We start from the raw sequence: 24000 nt of genomic DNA, 5'->3' as shown, positions 1-24000 counted from the left end.
TTCGAACCTTGCGCCAACGCTCAAGGCCGGGGCCACAACACCCACAGTTGCAGCGGCTGCTTGAGCGCTGCGGCCAGCGTGAAGGCCGGGTCGCTCCAACTGCCCCAGCCGGTGAAATAGTCGGCGCGCACGGCGCCGACGATGGCGCCTCCGGTGTCCTGCGCCAGCACCAGTTGTTGTAGGTTGAGCGTCGGGCCCTGGGTCGCCAGCCAGACCGGCGTGCCAAAGGGAATGCTGCGCGGATCGACCGCGATCGAGCGCCCCGGCGTCAGCGGCACGCCCTGCGCGCCGCGCGGGCCAAACTGGGCGTCGAAGTCGGACAGCGGCTCTTCGCGGAAAAACACCATGCGCGGATTGCTCCAGAGCATCTCTTGCAGCCGCTGCGGGTGCTGCGCTGCCCAGGACTTGATATCGGCCCACGAGGCCTGCCGGATGGCGCGCTGATCGAGCAGCCAGCGCCCCACGCTGCGATAGGGGTGGCCGTTGTGGCCGGCAAAAGCCAGCCGCACCAGGCGCACGCTGCCGTCGGGCTCGGTGATCTGTATCCGGCCCGAGCCCTGGATTTGCAGGATCAGGGCCTCGATCGGGTCTTGCATCCAGGCAATCTCCCGCCCGGCCAGCGCGTTCTGGGCGGCCGCCAAGGTGTCGATCTCCTCCCGGCTGAACCAGGTCGGGGCGGCACGCAAACCCGCTGGCGCAGCGAACAGCGGCACCTGATGGCTGGCGCTGCGCAGGCGGCTGGCCTGCATGATGGGTTCGTAATAACCGGTGAGCAGGCCACGCGCTTCGCTGCCGTCGGGCGCGGTCACGCGAAACGGCGCAAAGCGCCGCTCGATCCAGGCGTGGCGCTCGGCCTCGCTGGCCAGAGCGAGTTGCCGCAACTCGGCACACAGCAGCGCATGGCCCGGCGCCGGGCGCTCGCAGCCGCGCACCCAGGCGTTCCAGGCCGGCGCCAACTGGTCTTGCCCCCAGCCCGGCAGGTCGGCCCAGCGCACCGGCACCCAGCGGCTGGCCGGGCGTTGCAGCACCCCTGGCAACGCTGCCTCGTCGCTCGGCGGCAGCGCCAATGCCGGGGCTGCCGTCACGGGTGCGGGTGCGGGCGGCGCGATGCTGGCGCAAGCGCTCAGACTTCCTACAATCAACAGCGCCAGCCCGGTTCGCAGACCCGGCGCCCATGTTCTGGCCGCACGCAGCGGCCACACCCGATCCAGGAGAGCCTCGATGAGCTTGTTGTTGCTGCAGGCGCTGGGCGCCGGCTTGTTGCTGATATTCATCGTCTGGTGGACCATGTTTTCGGGCCGCAAAAAAGGCGAGTTGCCACAGGCGCTGGAGCGGGAAAAGCGCCGCGACCCAAGCGCAAGCCCCGCAGCAACGCCAACGGATGAGGACTGACGCTGCTCATGCCGGACATGCGCAGGTCGAGCAAGACGCAGCCCGGGCGCTGCGGCTCCTGATGCCAAGCATTGATCTCGGCCAAAAAGGTTTCACCACTGGCAAAACCCTCACAGAGCAAGCGCCGCGTGCGCAACAGCCAGGCCAGCGCATCACGCACGCCGGTGTCGTCGTCGACAACGAAAACGGTGGCTCCCGGGTGTTGGCTCATGGCGGTCGCAATCAGTCGCATGGCTTGCATGCCGTTGCGCGCCAGGGCGCGGCCAATTGCCGGCGCGGCGCGGCCAGCGGGTTCACAGGCGCCGGTGCTGCAAGGCCGGCAGCTGCTGGCGCACCTGGCGCAGGCGCGCCAGATCGAGTTCGGCCAGCACCACGCCAGCGCCGTCGGCCTGCAGCGCCAGCACCTCGCCCCAGGGGTCGATCACCATGCTGTGCCCCCAGGTGCGGCGGCCATTTTCGTGCCGTCCGCCCTGCGCGCTGGCCAGCACGTAGGCTTGATTTTCGATCGCGCGTGCGCGCAGCAACACCTCCCAGTGCGCCGATCCGGTGGTGTGGGTGAAGGCCGCCGGCACCAGCAGCAGATCGGCCGCCAGCAGGCGGTAGAGTTCGGGAAAGCGCAGGTCGTAGCAAACGCTTTGCCCGACGCGCCAGCGCTCACCGCTGCGACTGCGACAGTCAAACGCGACCGGGCTGGCACCCGCTTGCAACACGTCGGCTTCGTCGTAGCGTTCGGCGCCGTTATCGAAGCGAAACAGGTGCATCTTGTCATAGCGGCTGATCTGGTTTCCACGCGGGTTGTAGACCAGCGAAGCGTTGGCAGCGTGGGCCGGGTCATTGGTGGCCATGGGCAATGTTCCGCCGACGACCCAGAGCTCGAGCTCGCGCGCGGCATGGGCGAGAAAATCCTGCACCGCACCCAGACCCGGGGTCTCGGCCAGCAGCAGCTTGTCCTGGTCTTGCCGCCCCATGAAGCAAAAGTATTCGGGCAAAACGACCAGTTCGGCGCCGGCGCTGGCGGCCTGGCGCAGCAAGCGCAAAGCCTCACTGAGGTTGTGCTCCAGGCTGCTGCCCGAGACCATCTGAATTGCTGCCACTCTCATGTTTTCTTGCTCCTGAAGACCGCAGCTTACTGCAGCGTCGGCGTCGGCGCTTGCGCCTCGTCGTGCGCGGGTGCGCGCCGCTCGGTGCGCTCGACCTTGGGGTCGGCCCAACTGCCGCTGATGTGAAAATGCTGCGTGGCCGCGCTTTGCAGCGGCTGGCGCAGCAAAAACTGGGCCAGAAAACTGCCCAGGCCGACCGCCGGATTGATGGCGGTGGCAATCAGCGAGGCGGTGCCGGCGTTGATTTCGGGCACCACCACCACCCTGAGGTCTTGCTGTTCGCGCGCCAGATCGGCGCTGCCTTCCATCAACACGGCGGCGTTGACGCCCTTCATTTGCAGGTTGTTGGTCCAGAGCACGCCGCGCTCGACGCGCGCGTCGCCGCGCACGAAGTCAAAGGCAAAGCCTTCGGAAAACACGTCACGAAAGTCGAGCGCCAGCCGTCTGGGCAGCGACTGCAGGCTGAGCACGCTGAGCAACTTGGCCGCGCCGGGGTCGACCTGCAAAAACTGGCCGCGCTCGATGTCGGCGCGCAACTGGCCCGACAAGCTGGCGTAATCGAGCGCCAGCGGCGAGCCCAGCCAGCTCAGGCTGCCTTCGATGCGGCCTTTACCCCCGCGCACCAGACCGGCGTGGCCGAAACGTTCGAGCAAGCGACCCGAATCGTCGATCTCCAGGCGCAACTGCAGCGCCGTGCGCCGCGCAGCGGCGGCCCAGTTGCCGCTGGCGCTGAGCCGGGCCTCGGGCAGGCTGACTTGCAGCCGGGTCAGGTGCCATTCACCGGGGCGCGCCAGCGCGCCCCGGTTGACCGCCTGCACCTCGACGCGGCCCAGGTGGCGACCAGCCAACGACAAGGCGTCGACCACGATGTCCAGCGCGGGCACGCGGTCGGGCTTGTGCTGCAACAGTTGTTCGACTTCGCGCACCGCAGTCGGCTCCAGTTGCAAGTGCGTCAGTCGGGCGAAGACGCTGCCGGCGGTCTGCGCGCCGCCTTGATGGTATTCGATATAGCCGCTGAACTCGTCGGCGGCAAGATTGGCGCGCCACTGTGTGCCCGCGCGCGAACCACCGGCCACGACGCGGTGAAAACTGCGCCCGGCCAGCGTAAGGCGCTCGGCGCGCAGCGCCAGCACGCTCGGCAGGTAGTCCAGGCTGGCGCTGAGCGCCGCCGCCACCGGGGGTGACGGCGAAACGGGACTGCGCGCGTCGGCCCCAGTCACCGCAGTGAACGCGCGCGCCCAGGCGTCGACGTCGATCTGATCGAATTGCATGCTGGCCGCCACGCCTTGGGCCGGCATGGGCAGGGCTGCGCCGCTGGCCAGACCAAGCGCCACGCTGCCACGCAAGACGCGCGGCTCGGCGCTGCTGATGTCGCGCTCAAAGTCCAGCCGCGCCAGCGGCGCCAGCGGCGTGCCCAGCTCGAGCAGCAGCCGGTCGGTGTGTGCCCGTGCGTCCAGCACCGACAAAACGGTGTTCTCAAACCGCAGCGGCAAGTAGGCGGCGGCGCTTTTGTTCAGCGGCGCCGGCAGCCCGATCGCCATACCCTGCAAATTGCTGCTGACCAGCAGTTCCGGCACGCCGGCGCGAAAGCGCAGTTGGGCGCTGTAGGCGCTGCTGCCGCTGGCGTGCCGGAACAGGCGCGAGACATAACCCAGCCCGGCGTCGCGCAGCCCTTCGGCACTGGCCGTTCCCTGGCCACGGAACTCGATCTGTGACTGACCGTTGGCCTCAGGCTGCATGCCGCCTTCGAAGCGCAGCACGCCCCCGTACAGCCGGGCCTGGGCCTGGGTCACAGTAAAGCCGGTCTCGCTGAAGGCGACGCTGGCGCTGCTGCGTGCGAGCAGCGGTGTGTCGGGGCTGAACTGCACGTCGTTGTCGCTCAGGCGCAGCGTACCGCTGACACGGCTGGCCGCACTGTCGAAAATCGGCACCTGCAGACGGAACTGCCCGCTGAGCGCCCCGCTGATGCGCGCCTGCGCCAGCGCCCGCTGGGTCATTTGGTTGAGTGGCGAATGCTGCACAAATGCCAGCACTTCGTGCGCCGGCCCCTGCAACTGGGCATGGGCCACCAGCACCGATTGGTACAAATCGTCAATGGTCACGCCGGCCTGATGCAGCCGCACGTTCGGCGCCCCTTGCACGCCGGCTTGCAGACCGCTGATCTTGAGCGCGCTGCGGTCGAGCAAAAATTCGGCGCTGGCGCCGCGCAGCGCAGGCCAGGGCAAGTCACCGGGCGACTGCAGATGCGGCGGCACATAGTCCAGTTCGACGCCGTGCAACAGCGCGCCGATGCGGAATTCGCCCGCCGCCTGGCGGCTGGCCGGGCTGTGAAACGGCATATCGTACAGATCGCCCCGGATGCGAAAGTCGACCCGGCTGGCGCTGCCGGCGCGCACCGCTTCGCGCACGTAGCGCCGCGCATCGGGCAGCACGGACAGCGGCAGGTAGCGGTGCACCCGGGTGGCGTCGGCGCGCGTGAGCCGAGCGCTCAGATCGAGCACACCCGGAAAGCGCGACCGCGCCGGGCTGCGCGCCGCATCGCTGGTGTGCCAGCGCGCCTGCGCCGTGCCTTCGAGGTCGGCGTTGGCGGCTTGCAAGCGCTCGAGCTCGACCTCGATATGCTCGCCCTGCACGCGCCAGCGGACGGCGGCACTCAGCTGCTGCAGCGCAATGCGGGGGTCTTCAAACACGTCGGGCAACTCGATGACGCCATTTTCGATACTCAACTGCGCCTGGCCGCCGGCCTGGTTGAAATCGAACTCGAGCGTGGCCCCGCTGATGCCGGGCCGCCCTGGCAGCGCATAGTTGCCGTAGGGCGACAGGCGGCCGCTGGGGCGGCCCTGCAGCGACAGGCCGACCACCCGCCCCTGGGCCTGGTAGCGGCTCAATGGCTTGGCAGCCGATGCCGCGTCGGCGCCGCCGCCCTGCCAGCGCGCGTTCAAGCCCTCGACCCGTCCGGCTGGCGCCAGACTGGCCAGCAGCTCCTGGTCTGCGCTGTCCAGCGGCAGGTGGCGCGCCAATGCGCTGAGTGTGGCCAGCTCGAGCCGGTCGGCGCTCAGACTGACTGCCTCTGCTCGCCCGGGGCGCGCTGCGCTGCGCTCCAGCCGCCAGCGCGCCGCCGGCCAGAGCAGACCCTCACGGGTGCGAAAGCGCAGGTCTTCGCTGGCCAATATCAGACCCGCCGAATTCCACTGCGCTTGCAGGCGGCCGTCGAGCTGCGCCAGCGCCAGCGCCGGCCGCTGCGGCTGCAGTTGCGCATGCACATCGCGCAGCGCCAAGTCGGTGGTGACGGATTCGATTTTTCCCTGCCGCAGCCCGGCCCAGGCGCGCAGCGCGCCGCGGCCGCTGTGCAGGCGCAAGCCGGCAACGGAGCCATCGAACGCCGCGCGCCAGGGCAGCAGATCGAGCTGCGGAAAATCGGCGTACAGCTCGCCGTCCCAGCTCTGCCAGATCGGCTGCTCGGCCGCGCCGGCGCGCCAGCCAGCCAGCCAGGGCTGGCGAAAATGGCCGCGCAGACTAAAGCGCTGGCCCCATTCGGGCGGCGGCGTGGCGTCCAGGCGAATCTGATGCGCGCGCACGCCGTTGCGCGCCACCAGCTCCAGCCCCTGCAGCACCAGCGGCGGCTGCGCACGCAGCTCGTCGGTCCAGCGCAGCGTGCCGCCCCGAATGACGAATTCCGATTGCGAGAAAAACCAGTCGAGCGCCGCATCGTCACCCGGCCCCAGCAGGTCAAGTCCGGCCACCTTGATGCGGCCCTGCGCGTCGCGCCGCACATCGAGCACCGGCTGCTCGATCACCACCTGCTCGAAACCCAGCCGCCACAAAGAGCCAACCGAGAGTGCGGCGTGCACCAGCGGCAGGTGCAGCACCTGACGACCCTGCTCGTCGAGCAGCCGCACGTCGCGCAGTTCGAGCGCCGGCATGAAAGCCGGCAACCAGCCGCTGCCGGAATCGGCGCGCACCTCACCCAGACGCACGGCAAGCCCGAGCGAGGCGCTGGCCCAGCGTTCGATCAGCGGACGCGCCTCGCCGATACGGGGCACAATGACCCCATGCAATGCGACCCAGCTCAGCGCAAACAGGCTCCAGGCAGCGAACACGATCCACAGCACCCACCGGGTTGCCACGGCCAGGGTCTTGATGCCTGGCGTGGCTGGGACGACGTGGGTCGGGTTCTGAATCATATGCACCGCAAATTATGACGGCCAGTCAGCACACAGGTTCCGCGGCAGAGGCTGCCGTTTTGTCAACAAATGTCAGTCCTGCGGGCTGCGCCGCTGCGCCGCTGACGAAGCAAACGGGCATGACTTTGAAAGCCACCCCGGCAAATGAAAGTCCTGCCCGTTCTCCCTCACCCCCAACCCCTCTCCCGCACGCGGGAGAGGGGAGCGAAGTGAGTCGCGGCCCGACTTTCACGTCAAACGGTTTGGCGAACTACTCGCGCTTCGTGCAGCGCGTGCGTCGGCGCTACCCGCAAGAACTGGCCTGCTTGGCGGCCGGCGCACCGGTCAAGGCCAGCATGCAAGACGGCCTGCAAAAGCTGCGCGCGCGCGGTCTGGCGCTGCCGGCGGCGCTGCGGGTGTTGCGCCAACTGGTGCTCGAGCGGCTGGTGGTGCTGGACTGCGAACAAGGCGCGCCGCTGGCCCTTGTCACGCGTGCCGTCACCGAACTGGCCGAGCTGGCGCTCGACCTGGCCTGCACGCTGGCGTTCACCGATCTCGACGCGCTGCACGGCGCACCGATGGCCGAGTCGGCGCCGTCTGGCCGCGTCAAGCCAGCGACCGCTGCGCCCAGCATGCCCGGGCGCGCCCAACTCTGGGTGGTCGGCATGGGCAAACTGGGCGCGCGCGAGCTCAACGTCTCGAGCGACATCGACCTGATCTACGTCTACGACGCCGACGGTGAAACGCAAGGCAACGCCGAAGGCCGCAACCGCATCAGCAACCACGAATACTTCGCCAAGGCGGTCAAGCACATTTACGCCACGGTGGGCGAAAGTACCGAGCACGGCAATGTGTTCCGGGTTGACCTGGCGCTGCGCCCGAACGGCAACTCGGGCCCGAGCGCGATCTCGCTGGACGCGCTGGAAGAATATTTTCTGGTGCAGGGCCGCGAATGGGAACGCTTTGCCTGGCTGAAAAGCCGCGTCGTCGCGCCGGCTGTGTGCGTCCAGAACAAGAGCGCCACGCCGCTGCGCGATGTGACACTGCCGTTCGTCTACCGCAAATACCTGGACTACAACGTGTTCGAGGCCTTGCGTGTGCTGCACCGTCAGATACGCGAGCACGCAGCCAAGCGGGCTGCGGGCCACCCCGGCCGCGCCAACGACGTCAAACTCTCGCGTGGCGGCATCCGAGAAATCGAATTCACCGTGCAACTGCTGCAAGTCGTGCGCGGTGGCCCGTTTCCCGAGTTGCGCAAGCGCCCGACGCTCGGTGCGCTCGAGCGCTTGCGCAATGCCAGCCTGATGCCAGCCGCCGCCGCTGCTGCGCTGGCGCAGGCGTACGACTTTTTGCGCCGGGTCGAGCACCGCATTCAGTACCTGGACGACTTGCAGACCCACGTCCTGCCCACGCGCGACGATGACCTGGCCTGGCTGGCCGCCAGCATGGGCTGCGCCGACGTGGGTGAATTCTTGCGCACGCTCGACGCCCAGCGCGAGCTGGTGGCACAGGAATTCGACACCTTGCTCGGTGGCCCGGCGCAGGGCGGCTGCAACGGCAAAAACTGCAACGGCAAGAATGGCGCCACCGCTGCCAGCCCGGCCGCCAGCCCGGATCTGTCGCTTGTATTGGCGCTGCTGCCGCCGGCGCTGGCCGCCCGCGTCGGCCCTTGGTGCGAGCAGCCGCGCGTGCTGGCGCTGCGCGAACAAGCGCGCGCGCGCCTGCTGCGGCTGCTCGAACGCACCGGTGCCTGGGTCAAAGAGGGCCGCGTGAGCGAAACCGCCGCGCTGCGCCTGATCGACTGGATCGAGCCGCTGCTGCGCCGCGAAAGCTACCTGGCGCTGCTGCAGGAACGCCCCTCGGTGCACGAGCGGCTGCTGCGCTTGCTCGGCGCAGCCAAGTGGCCGGCGCGCTACCTGCTCCAGCACCCAGGCGTGATCGACGAACTGGCCAGCACGCAACTGCTGACCGAGCGCTTCAACCCGGCCGCCTTCGAAGCCGAACTGCAAGCCCGGCTGCAGGCGCTGCACGCCAACGGCGAGGACGACGACGAAGCGCTGCTCAACTTGCTGCGCCGCGCGCACCACGCCGAGGTGTTTCGCACCCTGGCGCGCGACGTCGAAGGCCTGCTGACGATCGAGCAAGTGGCCGACGACCTCTCGGCGCTGGCCGACGCGGTGCTGCGCGTGAGCGCGCGCTGGTGCTGGGCGCGACTGAAAAACCGCCACCGCGACGAACCCGCCTTTGCGATCGTCGGCTACGGCAAGCTCGGCGGCAAGGAGCTGGGCTATGGCAGCGACCTCGATATCGTGTTCGTTTATGAAGACGCGCACGACAACGCGCCCGAAATCTACGCCGCCCTGGTGCGCAAGCTGATCAACTGGCTGACAGTGAAAACCAGCGAAGGCGATTTGTACGAAATCGACACCGCCCTGCGGCCCAATGGCAACTCGGGTCTGCTCGTGACCCGCTTCACCGCTTACGCCAATTACCAGCAGCAGCGCGGCAGCAACACCGCCTGGACCTGGGAGCACCAGGCCATGACGCGGGCCCGCCACGTGCTGGGCAACCCCGAGCTGGCGGCACGCTTTGAAGCCGTGCGCGAAGCCGTCATCTGCGCCGAGCGCGACGCGCCCTCGCTGGCGGTCGAAATCGTGGCGATGCGCGACAAACTGCGTGCGGCGCGGCCGGTACCGGCGCAGGTGTTCGACCTCAAACACAGTCCGGGCGGCATGGTCGACGTGGAATTCGCGGTGCAATACCTGGTGCTGGCGCACGCCCGCGCACACCCCGAACTGCGCGCCAACAGCGGCAACATCGACCTGCTGCTGCGCGCCGAACGCGCCGGCCTGCTCTCACCCGGCACGGGGGATGCGGCCGCTCGCGCCTACCGAGCGCTGCGCCAGTTGCAGCACCGCGCGCGTCTCGACGAAGCCCCGACCCAGGTCGACCCGGCCCTGGTGCGCACGCACGCGCAGGCGGTGCGTCGACTCTGGCAGCAGGTGCTGGGCGCGCATACGCCATGAAGGGCTGGCACGGCTGGCTGGCGCTGTGCCTGTTGCACGCCGGTGCCAGCCTGCTGGTCTGGTTTCTGGGCGCTGGCGCAGCCGACGCCCTGAGCTGGCGCGCCGACGACTGGACGCGCCAGCCCTGGACGCTCTGGAGCAGCGCCTGGGTGCACCTCAGCGCCAGCCACCTGATCGGCAACCTGATGTCGCTCGGCGCGCTGGCCGCGTTCGGCTGGCTGGCTCGTCCCTGCGGCCCCAGCAGCCTGGCCTGGCTGCTGGCTTGGCCGCTGACGCAGGCATCGCTGCTGCTGTGGCCGCAGATCGATTACGCGGTCGGACTCTCGGGCCTGCTGCACGCCGCTGTAGCGGTGCTGGGGCTGCAACTGCTGTGCCAGCGCCAGGCGCTGGCGCAGCGCTGGGGCCTGCTGCTGGCACTGGGCCTGCTGCTCAAGCTCGCGCTCGAGCGCGGCTGGACCTATCCGCTGGCGTGGCTGGCCGACGGCGACATGACCGTGGTGCGAGCCGCCCATCTGAGCGGTGCATTCTGGGGCGGCGCACTGATTGTGCTCGGCCAGGCGCTGCGCTGGTGCCAGGCCAAGGCCTCAGGCGCGCCGGTTGCGCAATGAATTGGAACTTTTCGCACCGACCTGCACTCCGATGCCCAGCGCCGCGTGAAAAGCTTCGGTGGGATGTATCGACCGATGCTGGCGCGCCCGTTTTTCACTGCGAAGCCGCTCGGGCGTGTGCCTGAATGCAATCCCGGGACGAAAAAACTCCTCCTCCCCCTTTGATTCGTCTCGGGGCGCTTCGCGGTTTTTTTTCACCTCCGCAGCCCGGCCAGGGCTGCTCAGCCCGGCGGGCTGTCGATGAAACTCTGGCGCAACGCCAGCTTGTCGCTCAAGCGGTCCAGATTCGGGTGCGCTGCGCGCCAGTCGGTCGCCGGGAAGCGAAAGTCTAAATAAGCCAGCGCACAGCCGACCGCCACGTCCGACAAACTCAGGTGGATGCCGGAGCAAAACGGCTTGTCACCCAAGCCCCGACTCATGGCCGCCAAAGCGGCGTCGACTTTATTCAGTTGTCTATCGATCCAGGCCGGACAGCGCTGCGCCGGGCTGCGTCCCGCCCAGGTCGATTCCAGCCGCGCCAAAATTGCGGCATCCATCAGACCGTCGGCCAAGGCCTCCCAGGTCTTGACTTCGGCGCGTTCACGGCCCTGCGTCGGGATCAACTTGCCCACCGGCGAGAGCGTGTCCAGGTATTCGACGATCACGCGCGAGTCAAACACCACATCACCGCCTTCCATCACCAGGCACGGCACCATGCCCAGCGGGTTGAATTCGCCTATGTGGGTGTCGCTGGCCCAAACATCCTCTTGCACGAATTGGTAGTCGAGCTTTTTTTCGGCCAGCACGATGCGGACCTTGCGCACGAACGGGCTGGTGAGCGATCCGAAGAGTTTCATGGTGTGAGTTTGGGTGACGGCTGGAGGGCGTCATTTTATCCAGCAAGGCATTTCAACATGCTGACGGCGAGTACCCGCGCGTCATAGTCCGCCTTCGGCCCACACGGGCGCCCTACAATCCCGGCATGTGCCCGACCCCAGCTCCCACCCCTCCCAGCATGCCCCCCCTGTCTGCGAGCAATGCCTTATCACCGCTGGACGGTCGCTACGCCGCGCGACTCGCCAGCCTGCGCCCACTCATGAGCGAGCAAGGCTATATGCAACGCCGGGTGCAGGTCGAGGTGGCCTGGTTCATCGCCCTGTCCGACGCCGGTTTTGACGAATTTCGGCCGCTCTCTCCCGGCGCACGCACCTATTTGCTGGGCCTGGTGAAAAACTTCTGCGAAGCCGACGCGCTGGCGATCAAGGCGATCGAGAAAGTCACCAACCACGACGTGAAGGCGGTCGAGTACTGGATCAAATCCAAATTCGAGGCCCGCCCCGAGTTGGAAAAAGCAGCCGAATTCGTGCACTTCGCCTGCACCAGCGAAGACATCAACAACACCAGCCACGCGCTGCAACTCAAGAGCGGGCGCGACGCGGTGCTGCTGCCAGCGCTGGACCAAATCATGAGTCGGCTGCGCGCAATGGCGCAGCAGCACGCAGCGGTACCCATGCTCAGCCGCACCCACGGCCAGACCGCCAGCCCGACCACGGTGGGCAAGGAGCTTGCCAACGTGCTGATACGGCTGGCTGCAGCGCGCGAAAAAATCGCCGCCATCAAGCTGATGGGCAAAATGAACGGTGCGGTGGGCAACTACAACGCGCACCTGAGCGCCTGGCCCGACTTCGACTGGGAAGCCTTCAGCCGCCGCGTGGTCGAATCTCCTGAACCGTTCGGCCTGGGCCTGACCTTCCAACCCTACAGCATCCAGATCGAGCCGCACGATTACATGGCCGAGCTGTTCGACGCGGTGGCGCGCGCCAACACCATTTTGATCGACCTCGCGCGTGACATCTGGGGCTACGTCAGCCTGGGCTATTTCAAGCAAGGCCTCAAAGCGGGCGAAATCGGCTCCAGCACCATGCCGCACAAAGTCAACCCGATCGACTTCGAAAACGCCGAGGGCAATCTGGGGCTGGCCAACGCGCTGCTGCGCCATCTGTCGGAGAAGTTGCCCATTTCGCGCTGGCAGCGCGACCTGTCCGACTCGACCGTGCTGCGCAATATGGGCGTGGCGCTGGGCTACGCGGTGCTGGCCTACCATGCGCTGGGTGTCGGTCTGGGCAAGCTCGAACTCAACCGCGCGGCGCTGGCGGCCGACCTGGACGCGTCCTGGGAGGTGCTGGCCGAGCCCATTCAGACCGTCATGCGCCGCCATGGCGTGGCTGGCGCCTATGAAAAACTCAAAGACATCACGCGCGGCCAGACCGTCACCCCAGAGGCCTTGCACGCGCTGATTCGCAGCCTGGAGATTCCCCCAGCAGAAAAAGAGCGCTTGCTGGCGCTGACGCCGCACAACTACCTGGGCAAGGCCGCCGAACTGGCGCTGCGGGCCTGAACCCGCTGGCGGCCGCCGACGCAGCCGGCCGCGGCCGTTGCCGGGCCTGTTTGTTGCCTCATTTCGTCTGCCAAGCGCTGCTGGCGCCAGGCCTGGCGGCAAATCCGGGATAATTCGCGCACCAACATCCGCGCAGCGATCAAAAAGACCCGACGCCAGGATTGCCATTTCACGCGCTGCCTGCGCCCGCAAGCGGTCTGGCGCGCGCAGGCAGCTCAGGGCGACAAGCTCAAAACACACACCATGGCGATCGAACTCTACAACCAAGATGGCCATGTGTGCCTGATGTTTGCCCACCTCTGTGACGACGACGGCGAGGCGGTGCAGGCGAACCAGTTTCTGGTGATCCACGGCGACACCGGCGTCATCATCGACCCGGGCGGCAACAACGCCTACAACGAAATGCTGTTGACCGTGGGACGGTTTTTTCCGCCGTACAAGCTGTCAAAAATCCTGGCCTCGCACGCCGACCCCGACATCATCGCCGCGCTCGACCGCTGGATGACCAGCACCCAGGCCACGCTCTACATCTCGACGCTGTGGGAGCGCTTTGCGCCGTATTTTTGCAAGCCCGGCAAAACCGTAGGCCGCATCGTCGGCATTCCCGACCCTGGCATGCGCATCCCGCTCGGCAGCAGCGAACTGCTGGCGCTGCCGGCGCACTTCATGCACTCCGAGGGCAATTTCCAATTCTGGGACCCGGTCAGCCGCATCCTGTTCTCGGGCGACCTGGGCGTGTCGATCGGCAGCTCGGCCGACGCCAGCAAACCGATCACTTCGCTGGCCGCCCACATCCCCAAAATGGCGGCCTTTCACCGCCGCTACATGGTGTCGAACAAGGTGCTGCGCCTGTGGGCCCAGATGGTGCGCGAACTGCCGATCCATATGATCGTGCCGCAGCACGGCGCGCCGATGGCGGGCGCGGCCGTGGCTGAGTTCATTCAGTGGATCGGCACCGTCGACTGCGGCATCGACCACCTGACGCAAGCCAACTACCGGCTGCCGGTCTGAGCTTGGCGCCCGCCGGCCGATCGCAGCCGATCAGGCCGCCGCCTTGACCCGCAAACGCCAGGCGTGCAGCAGCGGCTCGGTGTAGCCGTTGGGCTGCTCCAGGCCCTTGAAGACCAGTTCGCAGGCGGCCTGATAAGCCATGCTGCGCTCGAAGTTGCCGGCCATGTTGCGGTACAAGGGGTCGGCGGCGTTCTGGCCGTCGACCACTGCGGCCATGCGCTCGAAGGTGGCGCGCACCTGCTGCGCGCTGACCACGCCGTGCAGCAGCCAGTTGGCGATGTGCTGACTCGAGATGCGCAGCGTGGCGCGGTCCTCCATCAGGCCGACGTTGTGAATATCGGGCACCTTGGAGCAGCCCACGCCCTGGTCGACCCAGCGCACCACGTAGCCCAGAATGCCCTGCACGTTGTTGTCGAGTTCTTGCTGTTTTTCGGCTGCGCTCCAGTTCGGCGGCACGGCGACCGGAATCGTCAGCAAGCCGTGGAGCAAGGCGTCGCGCTCCGTGGCCAGGTCGATTTTTTCCAGCTCTTGCTGCACCTCGGACACCAGCACCTGGTGGTAGTGCAGCGCGTGCAGCGTCGCGCCGGTCGGGCTGGGCACCCAGGCGGTATTGGCGCCGGCCTTGGGATGGGCAATTTTTTGCTTCAGCATCTCGGCCATCAGGTCCGGCATGGCCCACATGCCCTTGCCGATCTGGGCGCGCCCGCGCAGGCCGCAGGCCAGCCCGACCAGCACGTTGTTGCGCTCGTAGGCCCCAATCCAGGCGCTGGCTTTCATGTCGCCTTTGCGCAGCATCGCTCCGGCCTGCATGGCGCTGTGTATTTCGTCGCCGGTGCGGTCGAGAAAACCGGTGTTGATGAAGGCCAGCCGGCTGCTGGCGGCTGCGATACAGGCCTTGAGGTTGACGCTGGTGCGGCGCTCTTCGTCCATGATGCCGAGCTTGACCGTGCTCGGCGCCAGACCGAGCAACTGCTCGACGCGGCCAAACAACTCGACCGCAAACGCCACTTCGGCCGGGCCGTGCATCTTGGGCTTGACAATGTAGACTGAGCCTTTGCGGGAATTGCGGATCGCGTCTTGCGGGCCGCGCTGCAGGTCGTGCAGCGCAATGGTGGTGCTGAGCACGGCGTCCAGTATGCCTTCGGGGATTTCCTGCCCCTGCGCGCCCCACAGAATGGCCGGGTTGCTCATCAGGTGGCCGACGTTGCGCAAGAACAACAGCGAGCGGCCGTGCAGGCGCACGCCCGGCTGGCCGTTCGGCGCGCTGTACTGGCGGTCGGGGTTGAGGCTGCGGGTGAAGCTGCGGCCTCCTTTGTCTATCGTTTCGGTCAGCGTGCCCTGCAAAATCTCGAGCCAGTTGCGGTACGCCAGCAATTTGTCTTGCGCGTCCACCGCCGCCACCGAGTCCTCCAAGTCCAGAATAGTCGACAGTGCGGCTTCGAGCACCAGATCGCTGACGCCGGCGGCGTCGCTGGCACCAATCGGCGTGGCGCGATCGATTTGAATTTCCAGGTGCAAGCCGTTGTGCTTGAGCAGAATGGCACTTGGTGCATCGGCCGGTCCTTGATAGCCCACCAACTGCGCCGGGTTGGCCAGCTTGCTGCTGCCGGGCTCGCCCGCGTCGTTCAAGCCGACCACCAGCTCACCGGCGCCGTTCACCGCGTAGCGGGTGCTGTGAAGGTGCGAGCCGCTTTGCAGCGGCGCGCAGCGGTCGAGCACCTGACGCGCGTATGCGACTACTTGCGCGCCGCGCCTGGGGTTGTAACCCCCTTGCGGGCCGGCTTTTTCGCAACCATCGGTCTCGGCAATCACGTCGGTGCCGTACAGCGCGTCGTACAGGCTGCCCCAGCGCGCGTTGGCGGCGTTGAGCGCGTAGCGCGCGTTCAAAATCGGCACCACCAACTGCGGCCCGGCCTGCAGCGCCAGCTCGTCGTCCACGCCTTCGGTGCTGATGCGCGCCTGCGCCGGCTCAGGCACCAAGTAGCCGATCTGCAGCAGAAAAGCGCGATAAGCCGCCGTATCTTGAATCGGGCCGGGGTGCGTCTGATGCCAGCGGTCGAGCTCAGCCTGCAGGCGGTCACGCTCGGCCAGCAGGGCGGCATTTTTCGGCGCCAGATCGGCCACCAGCGCGTCAAAGCCGCGCCAAAAGACGTCGCTGTCGACGGCGGTGCCGGGCAACACACGGGTGTTGACGAAGTCAAACAGTTCGCTATCGACCTGCAAGCTGTGAATTGGGGTGCGTGACGTCATGGTGTTCCTGTAGGTATGCAAGAGCCGCAGCGGGCCGATCGCTTGCGCTGATTCAGCCCTATTAGGTGCCAGTAAAACGTTTGATTTTATAAAAAACGTTTTATCCATGACTTTGCTCATGCAATTCGAGCCAATGACCGACTTCGATGCCGCAGCGCGCACATGCGGGCACTGGCGCAAAGACGCGGCTGCTGCGTCAACCGGTGCTGCGGTTCCACAGCGTGATTTGCTGCGTCACAAAGGCGTTCAGGCTGTTGAGTCTGCCGACCTGCGCGTCCATGGCGTTGTACTGCGCCAGCAGGCGCAGCTCCACTCGCTGGGCGCGCTCGTTGACCCGGTCTTGCTCGCGCCCGTTGCGGCTGATCGACTGCTGAATGCCCGCCTTTTTGGTGCTGACCATGCCGTCGGCGGCGATCAGGCCGTCAGCGAATGCGTCGACCTTCAAACCAAAGCCGCGCGCGCCGGGGTCGCTGCTGGAGAGAGTGAACAAGGCGCGCACGCCCTGAAAATTCGATAGCGCGGCATTGAGCCGGTCGTCCCTGATTTGCAGCGCACCGCCGGTCTGCATTTCGATACCGATGTCGCTCAGGCGCGCAAACGGGCTGCTGGCGCTGACCGAGCGCAGCATGCCGCGCAAGGCGTTTTGCAAGCCAATGGCGGTGGCGTCGCCCTGCAGCGGACCAGCCGTTCGGCTGCCGGCGTCGAAGCGGGTTGCCGTCGTCAAGCTGGTGTTGAGCGTGTTGTAAGCAGCCACGAAGGCCTCGATGTTTTTCCGCGCCGCCGCCAAGTCGGTGCTGACCCTGAGCTCCACCGGTTCGGCCGTGACCTGCGCGAGCTCGATCGTCAGTCCATCGAGCGCATCGTTCAGGCGGTTGCTGGCCGAGGTGATGGCCACGCCGTTGACCGTGGCGCGCGCGTCTTGTCCGGCCTGGGTCAGCGTCTGGCCGGCCGGGTTGGCGGCGTCAAAGGCCAGCCGCGACAGGCCGCTGGCGTCGCCATGGGTGCCGTCGGCGTCGTTCGCGGTGATGCGAAAACCGTTCGCCTCGCCGCTGGCGCTCGAACGCAGCAGCAGCCGCTCGCCGGCAGCGTCGCGCAACACGCTGGCGCTCACGCCTGTGGCGGCGGCGTTGATTTTGCTGGCCACGCTTGCCAGCGTGTCCAGGGGATCGATCGTCAGGCTCACCGGCGCAGCGCTGCCGGGCGTGAAGGCGTTGCCGCTCCAGCGGCCCAGTTGCAGCGTCAGCGCCCCCGCACCTACCGTGCTGGCGCTGGCCAGCGCGACCGATGTGGTCGATTGCGAGCGCGCCAGTTGCTGCACCGTCAGGGTGAGCGAGGTGACGGGCGCACCCGCAGCCGCGCTCACGCCCACCGCCGCCGGGTTGGACGAGCTGGCGCTGACGGCGTTCCAGCCGTCTGGCCGGGCCAGCCGGGCCGCCGCGTCGCCCAGCGCCGAAACCTGCGACTGTATGCTGCCAAAGGTGGAAAGCCGGGTCTGCAGCGAGGCGGCCTGGGTTTGCAACTGCCGCAACGGCGCCCTCTCCAGCGCCACCAGTTGCGTGACGATGCCTTTGACGTCGAGCCCGCTGCCGATGCCGGGTGCTGAAATGGTCGCCATGGGCGCTCCTCAACAAAATGAACGGACCGCACGCAAGCGGCCTGCGCCCGACTCAGCGCAGCAGCGACAGCACGCCCTGCGGCAACTGGTTGGCCTGCGCGATCATGGCGGTGCCGGCTTGCTGCAGGATCTGACCGCGCGAGAGGCTGGCGGTTTCCTTGGCAAAGTCGGCGTCCATGATGCGCCCACGCGAGGCAGCCTGGTTCTCCGACGCCACCTGCAGGTTGGAGATCACCGATTCAAAGCGGTTTTGCACCGCACCGAAGTTCGAGCGGGCGCTGGTGACGGCGTCGATGGCCACGTCCAGCGCATCCATCGCCGCGCGCGCGCTGGCGCCGGTGATGGCGGTCACTGGCGGTGTGCCAGAGGTCGCGCCCAGCGAGGCCGTCGGGCCCTGGGTGGCGGCGGTCATGGCGGTGGCGATGTTGGTCGTGGTGACGGTGATCTGGTTGTCGCCCGCGCTTTCGGCACCCACCTGGAACGTGAAAGCGCCCGCCGTGCCGCCCGTTGCAGTGAGCAGCTTTTGGTTGTTGAATTCGGTGCTGGAGATCACGCGCGCATTTTCCACCGCCAGGGCCTGGAATTCGGTATTGAGCGCGGCGCGGTCGCTCGCGCCGTTGGTGTCGTTGGCGGCCTGCACCGCCAGCTCACGCATGCGCTGCAGGTTGTTGCCGATGCTGCCGAGCGCGCTCTCGGCGGTCTGCGCCAGCGAGATGCCGTCGTTGGCGTTGCGAATCGCCACGTTCATGCCCTTGACCTGCGCGTTCATGCGCTCGGCAATCGCCAGGCCGGCGGCGTCGTCTTTGGCGCTGTTCACACGCAGACCCGACGAGAGGCGCTGCATGGAAGTGGCCAACGAGCCCTGCGAAGCGCTCAGGTTGCGCTGGGCGTTGAGGGACATCACGTTGGTGTTGATGGTGCTCATGTTTAACTCCTAAAAAATGGAAACAAAACAATCGGGCATCGCTGCCGATCTCAACGCCAGCCTTGCGGCCGGCCGCCATGACCGGTGGCTGGTGGCGCGTCGGCTCGGCCCCGGGGCCGCTGACCGTCTCACCGCTTTGCTTGCCGGACGACGAACCTTTCTAGAAGCTCGTTGAGCTCAATTTCGGTGGCCCCGGCGTATTCTTTAGCGCTGCAGCGCGAACCGTGGCCCGAATAAGGCCGATTTGTCGGGTTCAGTTCCGCCCATCGAGGCCGGCCACGCCAGAAGACCATCGGTGATTGAAAACCAAGGATGTACGCCAATGCCCGACATGCGCAGGCGCCACACCTGACAGAGCAAACCGCCATTCGCTGATTCAAGAATTTTTCACCATCGACACAATCCTTCACATCGGGTCAGCGAATGTCTGCACACACCCGCCCCCAAGCGTCTGTATTCAAGGAGAATTTCATGGACAGCGAACAAGTTTTGGCCGAAATCCGCGAAGCCAACCTGAGTTACCTGATGCTGGCGCAAAACCTGATTCGCAAGGATCGCGCGCAGGCGCTGTATCGGCTCGGCATCTCGGAGGAAGCGGCTGAACTGCTGGGCATGCTCACGAGCGCACAGTTGCTCAAAATAGCTGCCAGCAACATGTTGCTGTGCCGTTTCCGGGTCGACGACGATCTGGTCTGGAACCTGCTGACCAGCCACAACGTGAAGAAGGTCGACAACGCCACCACCACGCAACTGCACGCAAGCATTTTGCTGGCCGGGCGCTTTACGGATTCGATGGCGACCGTCCGCTGAGCGGCACCACCCATACCCCAACGCCTCAGCCCTGAGCCAGCACAGCCGTTTGCTCGGCTCTTTGCCTGTGCCAGCCCTTGTTCCTGCCTGGAGTCCGTCATGGCCAGCACAAAAAGCATTCTCAAAGAGGCGCGCGAAATCGAACGTGCCGTGGCGCTGATCCGGCTCGGCGCCCGGCTGCAGGTGCTGGAGTACGAAACCAGCCTGTCCTACGAGCGCCTGCTGCGGCTGTACAAGGAGGTGGCGGGCAAGAGCCCGTCCAAGGGTCAACTGCCCTTTTCCACCGACTGGTTCCTGACCTGGCAGCCCAACGTGCACGCGTCCTTGTTTCTGAACATTCACGAATACCTGGCCAAATCGAGCGTGCTGGAGGAAATCGACACCGTCATCAAGGCATTTGACCTGTACCGCGAGCAGATGCAGGCCAGCGCGATCGAGCCGCTGCTGTCGATCACACGGGCCTGGCGTCTGGTCAAGTTCGTCGACAACGGCATGCTGACGCTGACCTCATGCTCTTGCTGCGGCGGCCACTTCGTCACCGAGCCGTATGAGAATGCGCGCCACTTTGTCTGCGGCCTGTGCCAACCGCCGGCGCGCGCCGGCAAGGGCAGCGCTGGCGGTGGACTGCGCCTGCACTGAAAGAGCAGGCTCAAACACCGAAATAGGCCCGCTTGCGGGCCTATTTCGCTTTCATGTCCCGCCTCAATTCAACCTAGAGTTGGCCGATAGCTAAGGCAGTCAACCGGCTTGCGCGCGCAGCGTGCGGTTCGGCCAGTCATCGGGGTCGAGAACATGTTTGTCATCATTGGTTACCTGATTGCGCTGGGCTGCGTCTTTGGCGGCTTTATGCTCGCTGGCGGCAATATGGCGCCGATCCTGAAGGTGCTGCATGTAGAGTTGATGATCATCGGCGGTGGCGCCCTGGGCGCTTTCATCGTGTGCAACCAGCCCAAGGTACTCAAGGCCACTTTGCAAGCTTTGCCGAGTGCGTTCAAGGGCTCCAAGTACACCAAGGGGCGCTATCTGGAGCTGTTGGCCTTGCAGTACGATATTTTGCAAAAGGCGCGCAAGGAAGGCTTGATGGCGATCGAACAAGACGTGGAAAACCCGGATCAATCGGCGCTGTTCAAGAAGTACCCCACCATTGCCGCCGACCACCACGTGGTCGAGTTCATCACCGACTACCTGCGTATGATGGTCTCGGGCAACCTCAACGCGCACGAAATCGAGTCGCTGATGGACAGCGAAATTGAAACCCATCACCACGAAAAACATGCGCCGGTGGCGGCCATCGCACGGCTGGCTGCCGGCTTGCCGGCCTTTGGCATCGTGGCCGCCGTGCTGGGCGTGATCAAGACCATGAGCTCGGTCGGCCAACCCCCGGCGGTGCTGGGCGGCATGATCGGCGCTGCCTTGGTCGGCACCTTTCTGGGCATTTTCCTGGCCTACGCAATTGCCGACCCGCTGGCCGGCGTGCTGGAGCAAAAGGTCGATGAGAGCAGCAAAGAATTGCAGTGCATCAAGACCACCTTGCTGGCCAGCATGCAAGGTTATGCGCCGACCACGGCGATCGAGTTCGGCCGCAAGGTGTTGATCTCGACCGAACGACCCACATTCACCGAGCTGGAAAGTCACGTCAAAGGCAAGAAGTAACCGGTTCACCCAGCGCAGGAGCAGCACCATGGCAGGCGAAGGCAAGAAACTCCAGCCCATCATCATCAAGCGGATCAAAAAGAGCGGGCACGCCGCCCACGGCGGCGCCTGGAAGATTGCCTACGCCGACTTCGTGACCGCCATGATGGCGTTCTTTTTGCTTATGTGGCTGCTGGGCTCGACCGCCAAGGGCGAGCTCGAAGGCATTGCCAGCTATTTCAGCACCCCGATCCAGGTCGCCCTGATGGGCGGCGCCGGCACCGGCAACAGCGATAGCATTCTGCCCGGCGGCGGACGTGACCTGAGCAAGGCCAGCGGTCAGGTCGACGGCGGCGACGCCGAACGCGCAGCCAAGATGATGGGTGCGCAAATGGCGCGTGCCACGCAGGCGCGCGTCGATGCGCAGCGCATCGACGCGCTGCAGCGCGAAATTGATGCACTGATCGCCGGCAACCCGCTGTTGGCTGAATACCGCTCGCAGATCCAACTCAACCAGACCACAGACGGGTTGCACATCCAGATCGTCGATCAGCACCAACGCCCCATGTTCGAGACCGGCGGCATCACGGTCCAGCCCCATATGCGCAGCATTCTGCGCGCCATAGGCGCGGCCCTGGTCGACGTGGAAAACCGCATTGCGCTGGCCGGCCACACCGACGCCACGCCGTTCGTCGGCGGCTACCGCGGCTACAGCAACTGGGAGCTCTCGGCCGACCGGGCCAATGCCTCGCGGCGTGAACTGGTCGCCGGCGGCTTGCCCGATGACCGGCTGCTGCGGGTCGAAGGGCTGGCTGCCAGCCAGTTGCTGGTACCCGAGCGGCCCACCGACCCGATCAACCGGCGCATCAGCCTGGTGATTTTGACGCACGAGGCCGAGCTTCGCATGCAACTGGCCAAGACACCGGTGGCGGCGCCGCCTGGCATCGCTGGCGTCGTGCCACCCATCGCCGCACCTGTGCCTGGCTTGCCGCCACAGTTGGTTCAGCCCCGGGCAGAATCGGTACGCTGACCGCATGGAACCTGATTTGTTTTCCCCCCACAAGACGCCGCCATGGCCAGCCCGATGAAATTCCTGATCGTTGATGACTTCTCCACCATGCGTCGCATCGTGCGCAACCTGCTCAAGGAACTGGGTCACGCCGATGCCGATGAAGCCGAAGACGGCGTGGTGGCCATGAACAAGCTGCGCGCCGGTGGCTTTGGCTTCGTCGTCACTGACATCAACATGCCGAACCTGAACGGCTTCGAGTTGCTGACAGAGATCAAGAAAGACGAAAAACTCAAACATCTGCCGGTGCTGATGGTGACGGCCGAGGCGCGCAAGGAAGACATCGTGATGGCTGCCAAGGGCGGTGCGGCGGGCTACATCGTCAAACCCTTTACCAAGGCCACGCTGGAAGAAAAGCTGGCCCACATCTTCAAAAAACTCGGTTTGTGAAAAGACCTGCCACATGATCCACGAGCACCCCAACGGCGCCAGCAGCACCGCCATGTTCCAGCAACTCGGCGCCATCACGCGCCAGTTGCACGACGCGCTGAAAGAACTCGGCTACGCCGACCGGCTCAAGGGCACGCTAGACCAATTGCCCGACGCGCAAAGCCGCCTGTCCTACATTGCGCGCCTGACGGGTGATGCAGCCGAAAAGGTGTTGAACCGGGTCGAGGCGGCCAAGACCGAGCAAGGCCAGGTGTTCGAGCTGGCGCGGCAACTGGCGCAGCAACATCCGGCGCTGGCAGCGCCATTGAACCAGATCGCCGTCCGCAGCCAGTCCACCGACGCGCATCTGACCGAGATCATGCTGGCGCAAGATTTTCACGACCTCACCGGCCAGGTGATAGACCGGGTGGCCAAGCTCGCCAGCACGATTGAAGAGCAATTGCTGGCCTTGCTGCTGCAGTCAGCGTCGGCCGGCCAGGCCGGGCCAGGCAGCACCACCGAGCTGGGCGGACCGGTGCACAGGCCCGAAGGCCGAGGCGACGTGGTGAGCGACCAAAAACAGGTCGACGAGTTGCTGGCCAGCCTGGGTTTTTAATGAAAATCAGCGCCAAACGTCGTCGCGCGCCCGGGTCATGAGCGCCAGCGCGAGTTCGTTGACCAGCCGCGCCAGGCTGCGCTCCAGGCCCATGGACATGTGACGGAATTCGATCCCAAGCTGCATCAGTTCAAATTTTTCGGCGCTGGCTACCGCCGGCAGCTTGAATGGTTGAAATTTTGTCGCCCCACCCGCCACGTTCCTGTCCTTGATTTCATCCATCAGGTGATTCAGACTGGGCGGGGCGCTGCGGACGTGCCGAACAATCATTTGCGCTTCGTAGCTGGTGACGGCGCCGTCTGCGTCGCTGCTGAACACACCGGGTGAAAAATGGCGGCCCAGCGGCACCTCGTCGACCAGCGTGCGCAGCAGCACCGAGACGCCACCACAACTGACATCGAGCACGCGCAGATTTTGCAGGTGCTTGTGTTCGGGCGAGAGTGATACCCTGATTTTGTAAGAGCCGGGCACCGGGACGCGAAAGCTGTCCCGGCGTTGCAACCTGAAAAGCCGCCGCGGCAAGCTGGTGATAAGGGCGCTGTCGCGGCCTTGCTGGGACATTCTGGTGCCGATCACCTCGGCTTCGAAAGTGAGCATGACGCCGTGCAACTTGACCGAGCCCCGGAGCAGGTGGCCGCGCGCAACCGGCGGCGCCGCCATCGGCAGGTCGAATTCCATCGTGTCGGCGTCCTGATCGAGTTCGAATACGTTGGAACTGAAGGACTGCACCAACTGAGGCTGGGTCGATTCGTCCGGATTCAGCACCACCAGACTGGCAGATTGCCGCTGCTGCGCAATCTGCCAAAACAGCTCAAATATCTCGGGCCTCGACGTCAGTTCGTAGCTGCTGTCACCCAAGTTCCCGCCAATGAGCGCGCTGGTCAGGCTGCTGTCGGGGCTGGACGGGACGGATCTCATGCCTTGATTTTAGGCTTTTCAAGCCGCCCAGGCGCTCCTCAAAGCGCGCTAAAACCGGGTCGCAACAGGCCTTATCGCGCTTTCTCCTTGCATGCAGGCTTTCAAAATCGGGCTCATCC

At 65.9% G+C, this 24000-nt stretch carries 19 protein-coding genes; 10 read left to right on the top strand and 9 right to left on the bottom strand.

Annotated features, from left to right (window positions below; all coding sequences use genetic code 11):
• Window positions 1-20: 20 nt before the first annotated feature.
• The 4 genes from EST26_RS04575 to EST26_RS04560 form a co-directional block, all read right to left on the bottom strand.
• Window positions 21-1274, bottom strand: coding sequence for an MltA domain-containing protein (locus EST26_RS04575; RefSeq protein ID WP_291065700.1), 1254 nt, complete (start codon window positions 1272-1274; stop codon window positions 21-23).
• A complete protein-coding gene (locus EST26_RS04570) occupies window positions 1271-1624 on the bottom strand; it encodes a hypothetical protein (RefSeq protein ID WP_291065764.1) in 354 nt (117 codons plus the stop codon). The genes EST26_RS04575 and EST26_RS04570 overlap by 4 nt, the downstream gene beginning before the upstream one ends.
• 61 nt (window positions 1625-1685) lie before the next feature.
• A complete protein-coding gene (locus tag EST26_RS04565; RefSeq protein ID WP_291065699.1) occupies window positions 1686-2492 on the bottom strand; it encodes a carbon-nitrogen hydrolase family protein in 807 nt (268 codons plus the stop codon).
• 26 nt (window positions 2493-2518) lie between these two features.
• Window positions 2519-6676, bottom strand: a complete 4158-nt coding sequence (locus tag EST26_RS04560; protein ID WP_291065698.1) for a YhdP family protein — start codon at window positions 6674-6676, stop codon at window positions 2519-2521.
• Window positions 6677-6885: 209 nt separating this feature from the next.
• Here EST26_RS04560 and glnE point away from each other — a divergent pair, with 209 nt between their 5' ends.
• Both glnE and EST26_RS04550 read left to right on the top strand, forming a co-directional pair.
• Window positions 6886-9681 carry a bifunctional [glutamate--ammonia ligase]-adenylyl-L-tyrosine phosphorylase/[glutamate--ammonia-ligase] adenylyltransferase gene (gene glnE, locus EST26_RS04555; RefSeq protein ID WP_291065697.1) on the top strand — a complete coding sequence of 932 codons (2796 nt, stop codon included), beginning with the start codon at window positions 6886-6888 and terminating at the stop codon, window positions 9679-9681.
• Entirely contained in the window at window positions 9678-10289 is a 612-nt protein-coding gene (locus tag EST26_RS04550) for a rhomboid family intramembrane serine protease (protein WP_291065696.1), read from the top strand. Before glnE ends, EST26_RS04550 begins: the two co-directional genes overlap by 4 nt.
• 221 nt (window positions 10290-10510) lie before the next feature.
• Here the strand turns inward: EST26_RS04550 and EST26_RS04545 are convergent, their stop codons facing one another.
• Window positions 10511-11125: a glutathione S-transferase N-terminal domain-containing protein gene (locus EST26_RS04545; RefSeq protein ID WP_291065695.1), complete on the bottom strand. Its 615-nt coding sequence runs from the start codon at window positions 11123-11125 to the stop codon at window positions 10511-10513.
• A 158-nt stretch (window positions 11126-11283) separates the two neighbouring features.
• Here EST26_RS04545 and purB point away from each other — a divergent pair, with 158 nt between their 5' ends.
• Window positions 11284-12666, top strand: coding sequence for an adenylosuccinate lyase (gene purB / locus EST26_RS04540; protein ID WP_291065694.1), 1383 nt, complete (start codon window positions 11284-11286; stop codon window positions 12664-12666).
• A gap of 243 nt (window positions 12667-12909) precedes the next feature.
• The gene (locus EST26_RS04535) at window positions 12910-13677 is read left to right on the top strand and encodes an MBL fold metallo-hydrolase (RefSeq protein ID WP_291065693.1); all 768 of its coding nucleotides are present in this window, start codon (window positions 12910-12912) and stop codon (window positions 13675-13677) included.
• Window positions 13678-13707: 30 nt separating this feature from the next.
• On the opposite strand, the gene EST26_RS04530 is transcribed toward EST26_RS04535, so the two are convergent.
• The 3 genes from EST26_RS04530 to EST26_RS04520 all read right to left on the bottom strand — a co-directional run bounded on the left by EST26_RS04530 (window position 13708) and on the right by EST26_RS04520 (window position 18467).
• Complete coding sequence (locus EST26_RS04530; protein ID WP_291065692.1) at window positions 13708-15927, bottom strand: malate synthase G; 2220 nt, start codon at window positions 15925-15927, stop codon at window positions 13708-13710.
• A gap of 196 nt (window positions 15928-16123) precedes the next feature.
• Window positions 16124-17542 carry a flagellar filament capping protein FliD gene (gene fliD / locus EST26_RS04525; RefSeq protein ID WP_291065691.1) on the bottom strand — a complete coding sequence of 473 codons (1419 nt, stop codon included), beginning with the start codon at window positions 17540-17542 and terminating at the stop codon, window positions 16124-16126.
• Between the two features lie 52 nt (window positions 17543-17594).
• Entirely contained in the window at window positions 17595-18467 is an 873-nt protein-coding gene (locus EST26_RS04520; RefSeq protein WP_291065690.1) for a flagellin, read from the bottom strand.
• A 471-nt stretch (window positions 18468-18938) separates the two neighbouring features.
• Between EST26_RS04520 and flhD the strand changes: the two genes are divergently transcribed.
• From flhD to EST26_RS04490, 6 genes are all read left to right on the top strand, one after another.
• Window positions 18939-19277 carry a flagellar transcriptional regulator FlhD gene (flhD, locus tag EST26_RS04515; RefSeq protein ID WP_291065689.1) on the top strand — a complete coding sequence of 113 codons (339 nt, stop codon included), beginning with the start codon at window positions 18939-18941 and terminating at the stop codon, window positions 19275-19277.
• A 99-nt stretch (window positions 19278-19376) separates the two neighbouring features.
• The gene (gene flhC / locus EST26_RS04510) at window positions 19377-19916 is read left to right on the top strand and encodes a flagellar transcriptional regulator FlhC (protein ID WP_291065688.1); all 540 of its coding nucleotides are present in this window, start codon (window positions 19377-19379) and stop codon (window positions 19914-19916) included.
• 153 nt (window positions 19917-20069) lie between these two features.
• A complete protein-coding gene (motA, locus tag EST26_RS04505) occupies window positions 20070-20930 on the top strand; it encodes a flagellar motor stator protein MotA (protein WP_291065687.1) in 861 nt (286 codons plus the stop codon).
• Between the two features lie 28 nt (window positions 20931-20958).
• The gene (gene motB / locus EST26_RS04500) at window positions 20959-21939 is read left to right on the top strand and encodes a flagellar motor protein MotB (protein WP_291065686.1); all 981 of its coding nucleotides are present in this window, start codon (window positions 20959-20961) and stop codon (window positions 21937-21939) included.
• 42 nt (window positions 21940-21981) lie between these two features.
• Entirely contained in the window at window positions 21982-22368 is a 387-nt protein-coding gene (gene cheY, locus EST26_RS04495) for a chemotaxis response regulator CheY (protein ID WP_291065685.1), read from the top strand.
• A 13-nt stretch (window positions 22369-22381) separates the two neighbouring features.
• A complete protein-coding gene (locus tag EST26_RS04490) occupies window positions 22382-22963 on the top strand; it encodes a protein phosphatase CheZ (RefSeq protein ID WP_291065684.1) in 582 nt (193 codons plus the stop codon).
• A 6-nt stretch (window positions 22964-22969) separates the two neighbouring features.
• On the opposite strand, the gene EST26_RS04485 is transcribed toward EST26_RS04490, so the two are convergent.
• Window positions 22970-23881, bottom strand: a complete 912-nt coding sequence (locus EST26_RS04485) for a hypothetical protein (protein WP_291065683.1) — start codon at window positions 23879-23881, stop codon at window positions 22970-22972.
• Window positions 23882-24000 lie beyond the last annotated feature (119 nt).

Origin of the sequence: Hydrogenophaga sp., assembly GCF_014773545.1 — a bacterium.
Taxonomy (GTDB): Bacteria; Pseudomonadota; Gammaproteobacteria; order Burkholderiales; family Burkholderiaceae_C; genus Hydrogenophaga.
Note: the sequence above shows the minus strand (reverse complement) of the source record. Positions and strands in the feature narration are given on the sequence as shown.

What these genes read in the sequence shown, in the direction of transcription:
- EST26_RS04565 (WP_291065699.1), bottom strand. Translation starts at nt 2,492, where the DNA reads ATGAGAGTGGCAGCAATTCAGATGGTCTCGGGCAGCAGCCTGGAGCAC.
- EST26_RS04535 (WP_291065693.1), top strand. Translation starts at nt 12,910, where the DNA reads ATGGCGATCGAACTCTACAACCAAGATGGCCATGTGTGCCTGATGTTT.
- EST26_RS04560 (WP_291065698.1), bottom strand. Translation starts at nt 6,676, where the DNA reads ATGATTCAGAACCCGACCCACGTCGTCCCAGCCACGCCAGGCATCAAG.
- EST26_RS04530 (WP_291065692.1), bottom strand. Translation starts at nt 15,927, where the DNA reads ATGACGTCACGCACCCCAATTCACAGCTTGCAGGTCGATAGCGAACTG.
- cheY (WP_291065685.1), top strand. Translation starts at nt 21,982, where the DNA reads ATGGCCAGCCCGATGAAATTCCTGATCGTTGATGACTTCTCCACCATG.
- EST26_RS04490 (WP_291065684.1), top strand. Translation starts at nt 22,382, where the DNA reads ATGATCCACGAGCACCCCAACGGCGCCAGCAGCACCGCCATGTTCCAG.
- EST26_RS04575 (WP_291065700.1), bottom strand. Translation starts at nt 1,274, where the DNA reads ATGAATATCAGCAACAAGCCGGCGCCCAGCGCCTGCAGCAACAACAAG.
- motB (WP_291065686.1), top strand. Translation starts at nt 20,959, where the DNA reads ATGGCAGGCGAAGGCAAGAAACTCCAGCCCATCATCATCAAGCGGATC.
- EST26_RS04520 (WP_291065690.1), bottom strand. Translation starts at nt 18,467, where the DNA reads ATGAGCACCATCAACACCAACGTGATGTCCCTCAACGCCCAGCGCAAC.
- EST26_RS04570 (WP_291065764.1), bottom strand. Translation starts at nt 1,624, where the DNA reads ATGCGACTGATTGCGACCGCCATGAGCCAACACCCGGGAGCCACCGTT.
- EST26_RS04545 (WP_291065695.1), bottom strand. Translation starts at nt 11,125, where the DNA reads ATGAAACTCTTCGGATCGCTCACCAGCCCGTTCGTGCGCAAGGTCCGC.
- purB (WP_291065694.1), top strand. Translation starts at nt 11,284, where the DNA reads ATGCCCCCCCTGTCTGCGAGCAATGCCTTATCACCGCTGGACGGTCGC.
- fliD (WP_291065691.1), bottom strand. Translation starts at nt 17,542, where the DNA reads ATGGCGACCATTTCAGCACCCGGCATCGGCAGCGGGCTCGACGTCAAA.
- EST26_RS04550 (WP_291065696.1), top strand. Translation starts at nt 9,678, where the DNA reads ATGAAGGGCTGGCACGGCTGGCTGGCGCTGTGCCTGTTGCACGCCGGT.
- flhC (WP_291065688.1), top strand. Translation starts at nt 19,377, where the DNA reads ATGGCCAGCACAAAAAGCATTCTCAAAGAGGCGCGCGAAATCGAACGT.
- EST26_RS04485 (WP_291065683.1), bottom strand. Translation starts at nt 23,881, where the DNA reads ATGAGATCCGTCCCGTCCAGCCCCGACAGCAGCCTGACCAGCGCGCTC.
- motA (WP_291065687.1), top strand. Translation starts at nt 20,070, where the DNA reads ATGTTTGTCATCATTGGTTACCTGATTGCGCTGGGCTGCGTCTTTGGC.
- flhD (WP_291065689.1), top strand. Translation starts at nt 18,939, where the DNA reads ATGGACAGCGAACAAGTTTTGGCCGAAATCCGCGAAGCCAACCTGAGT.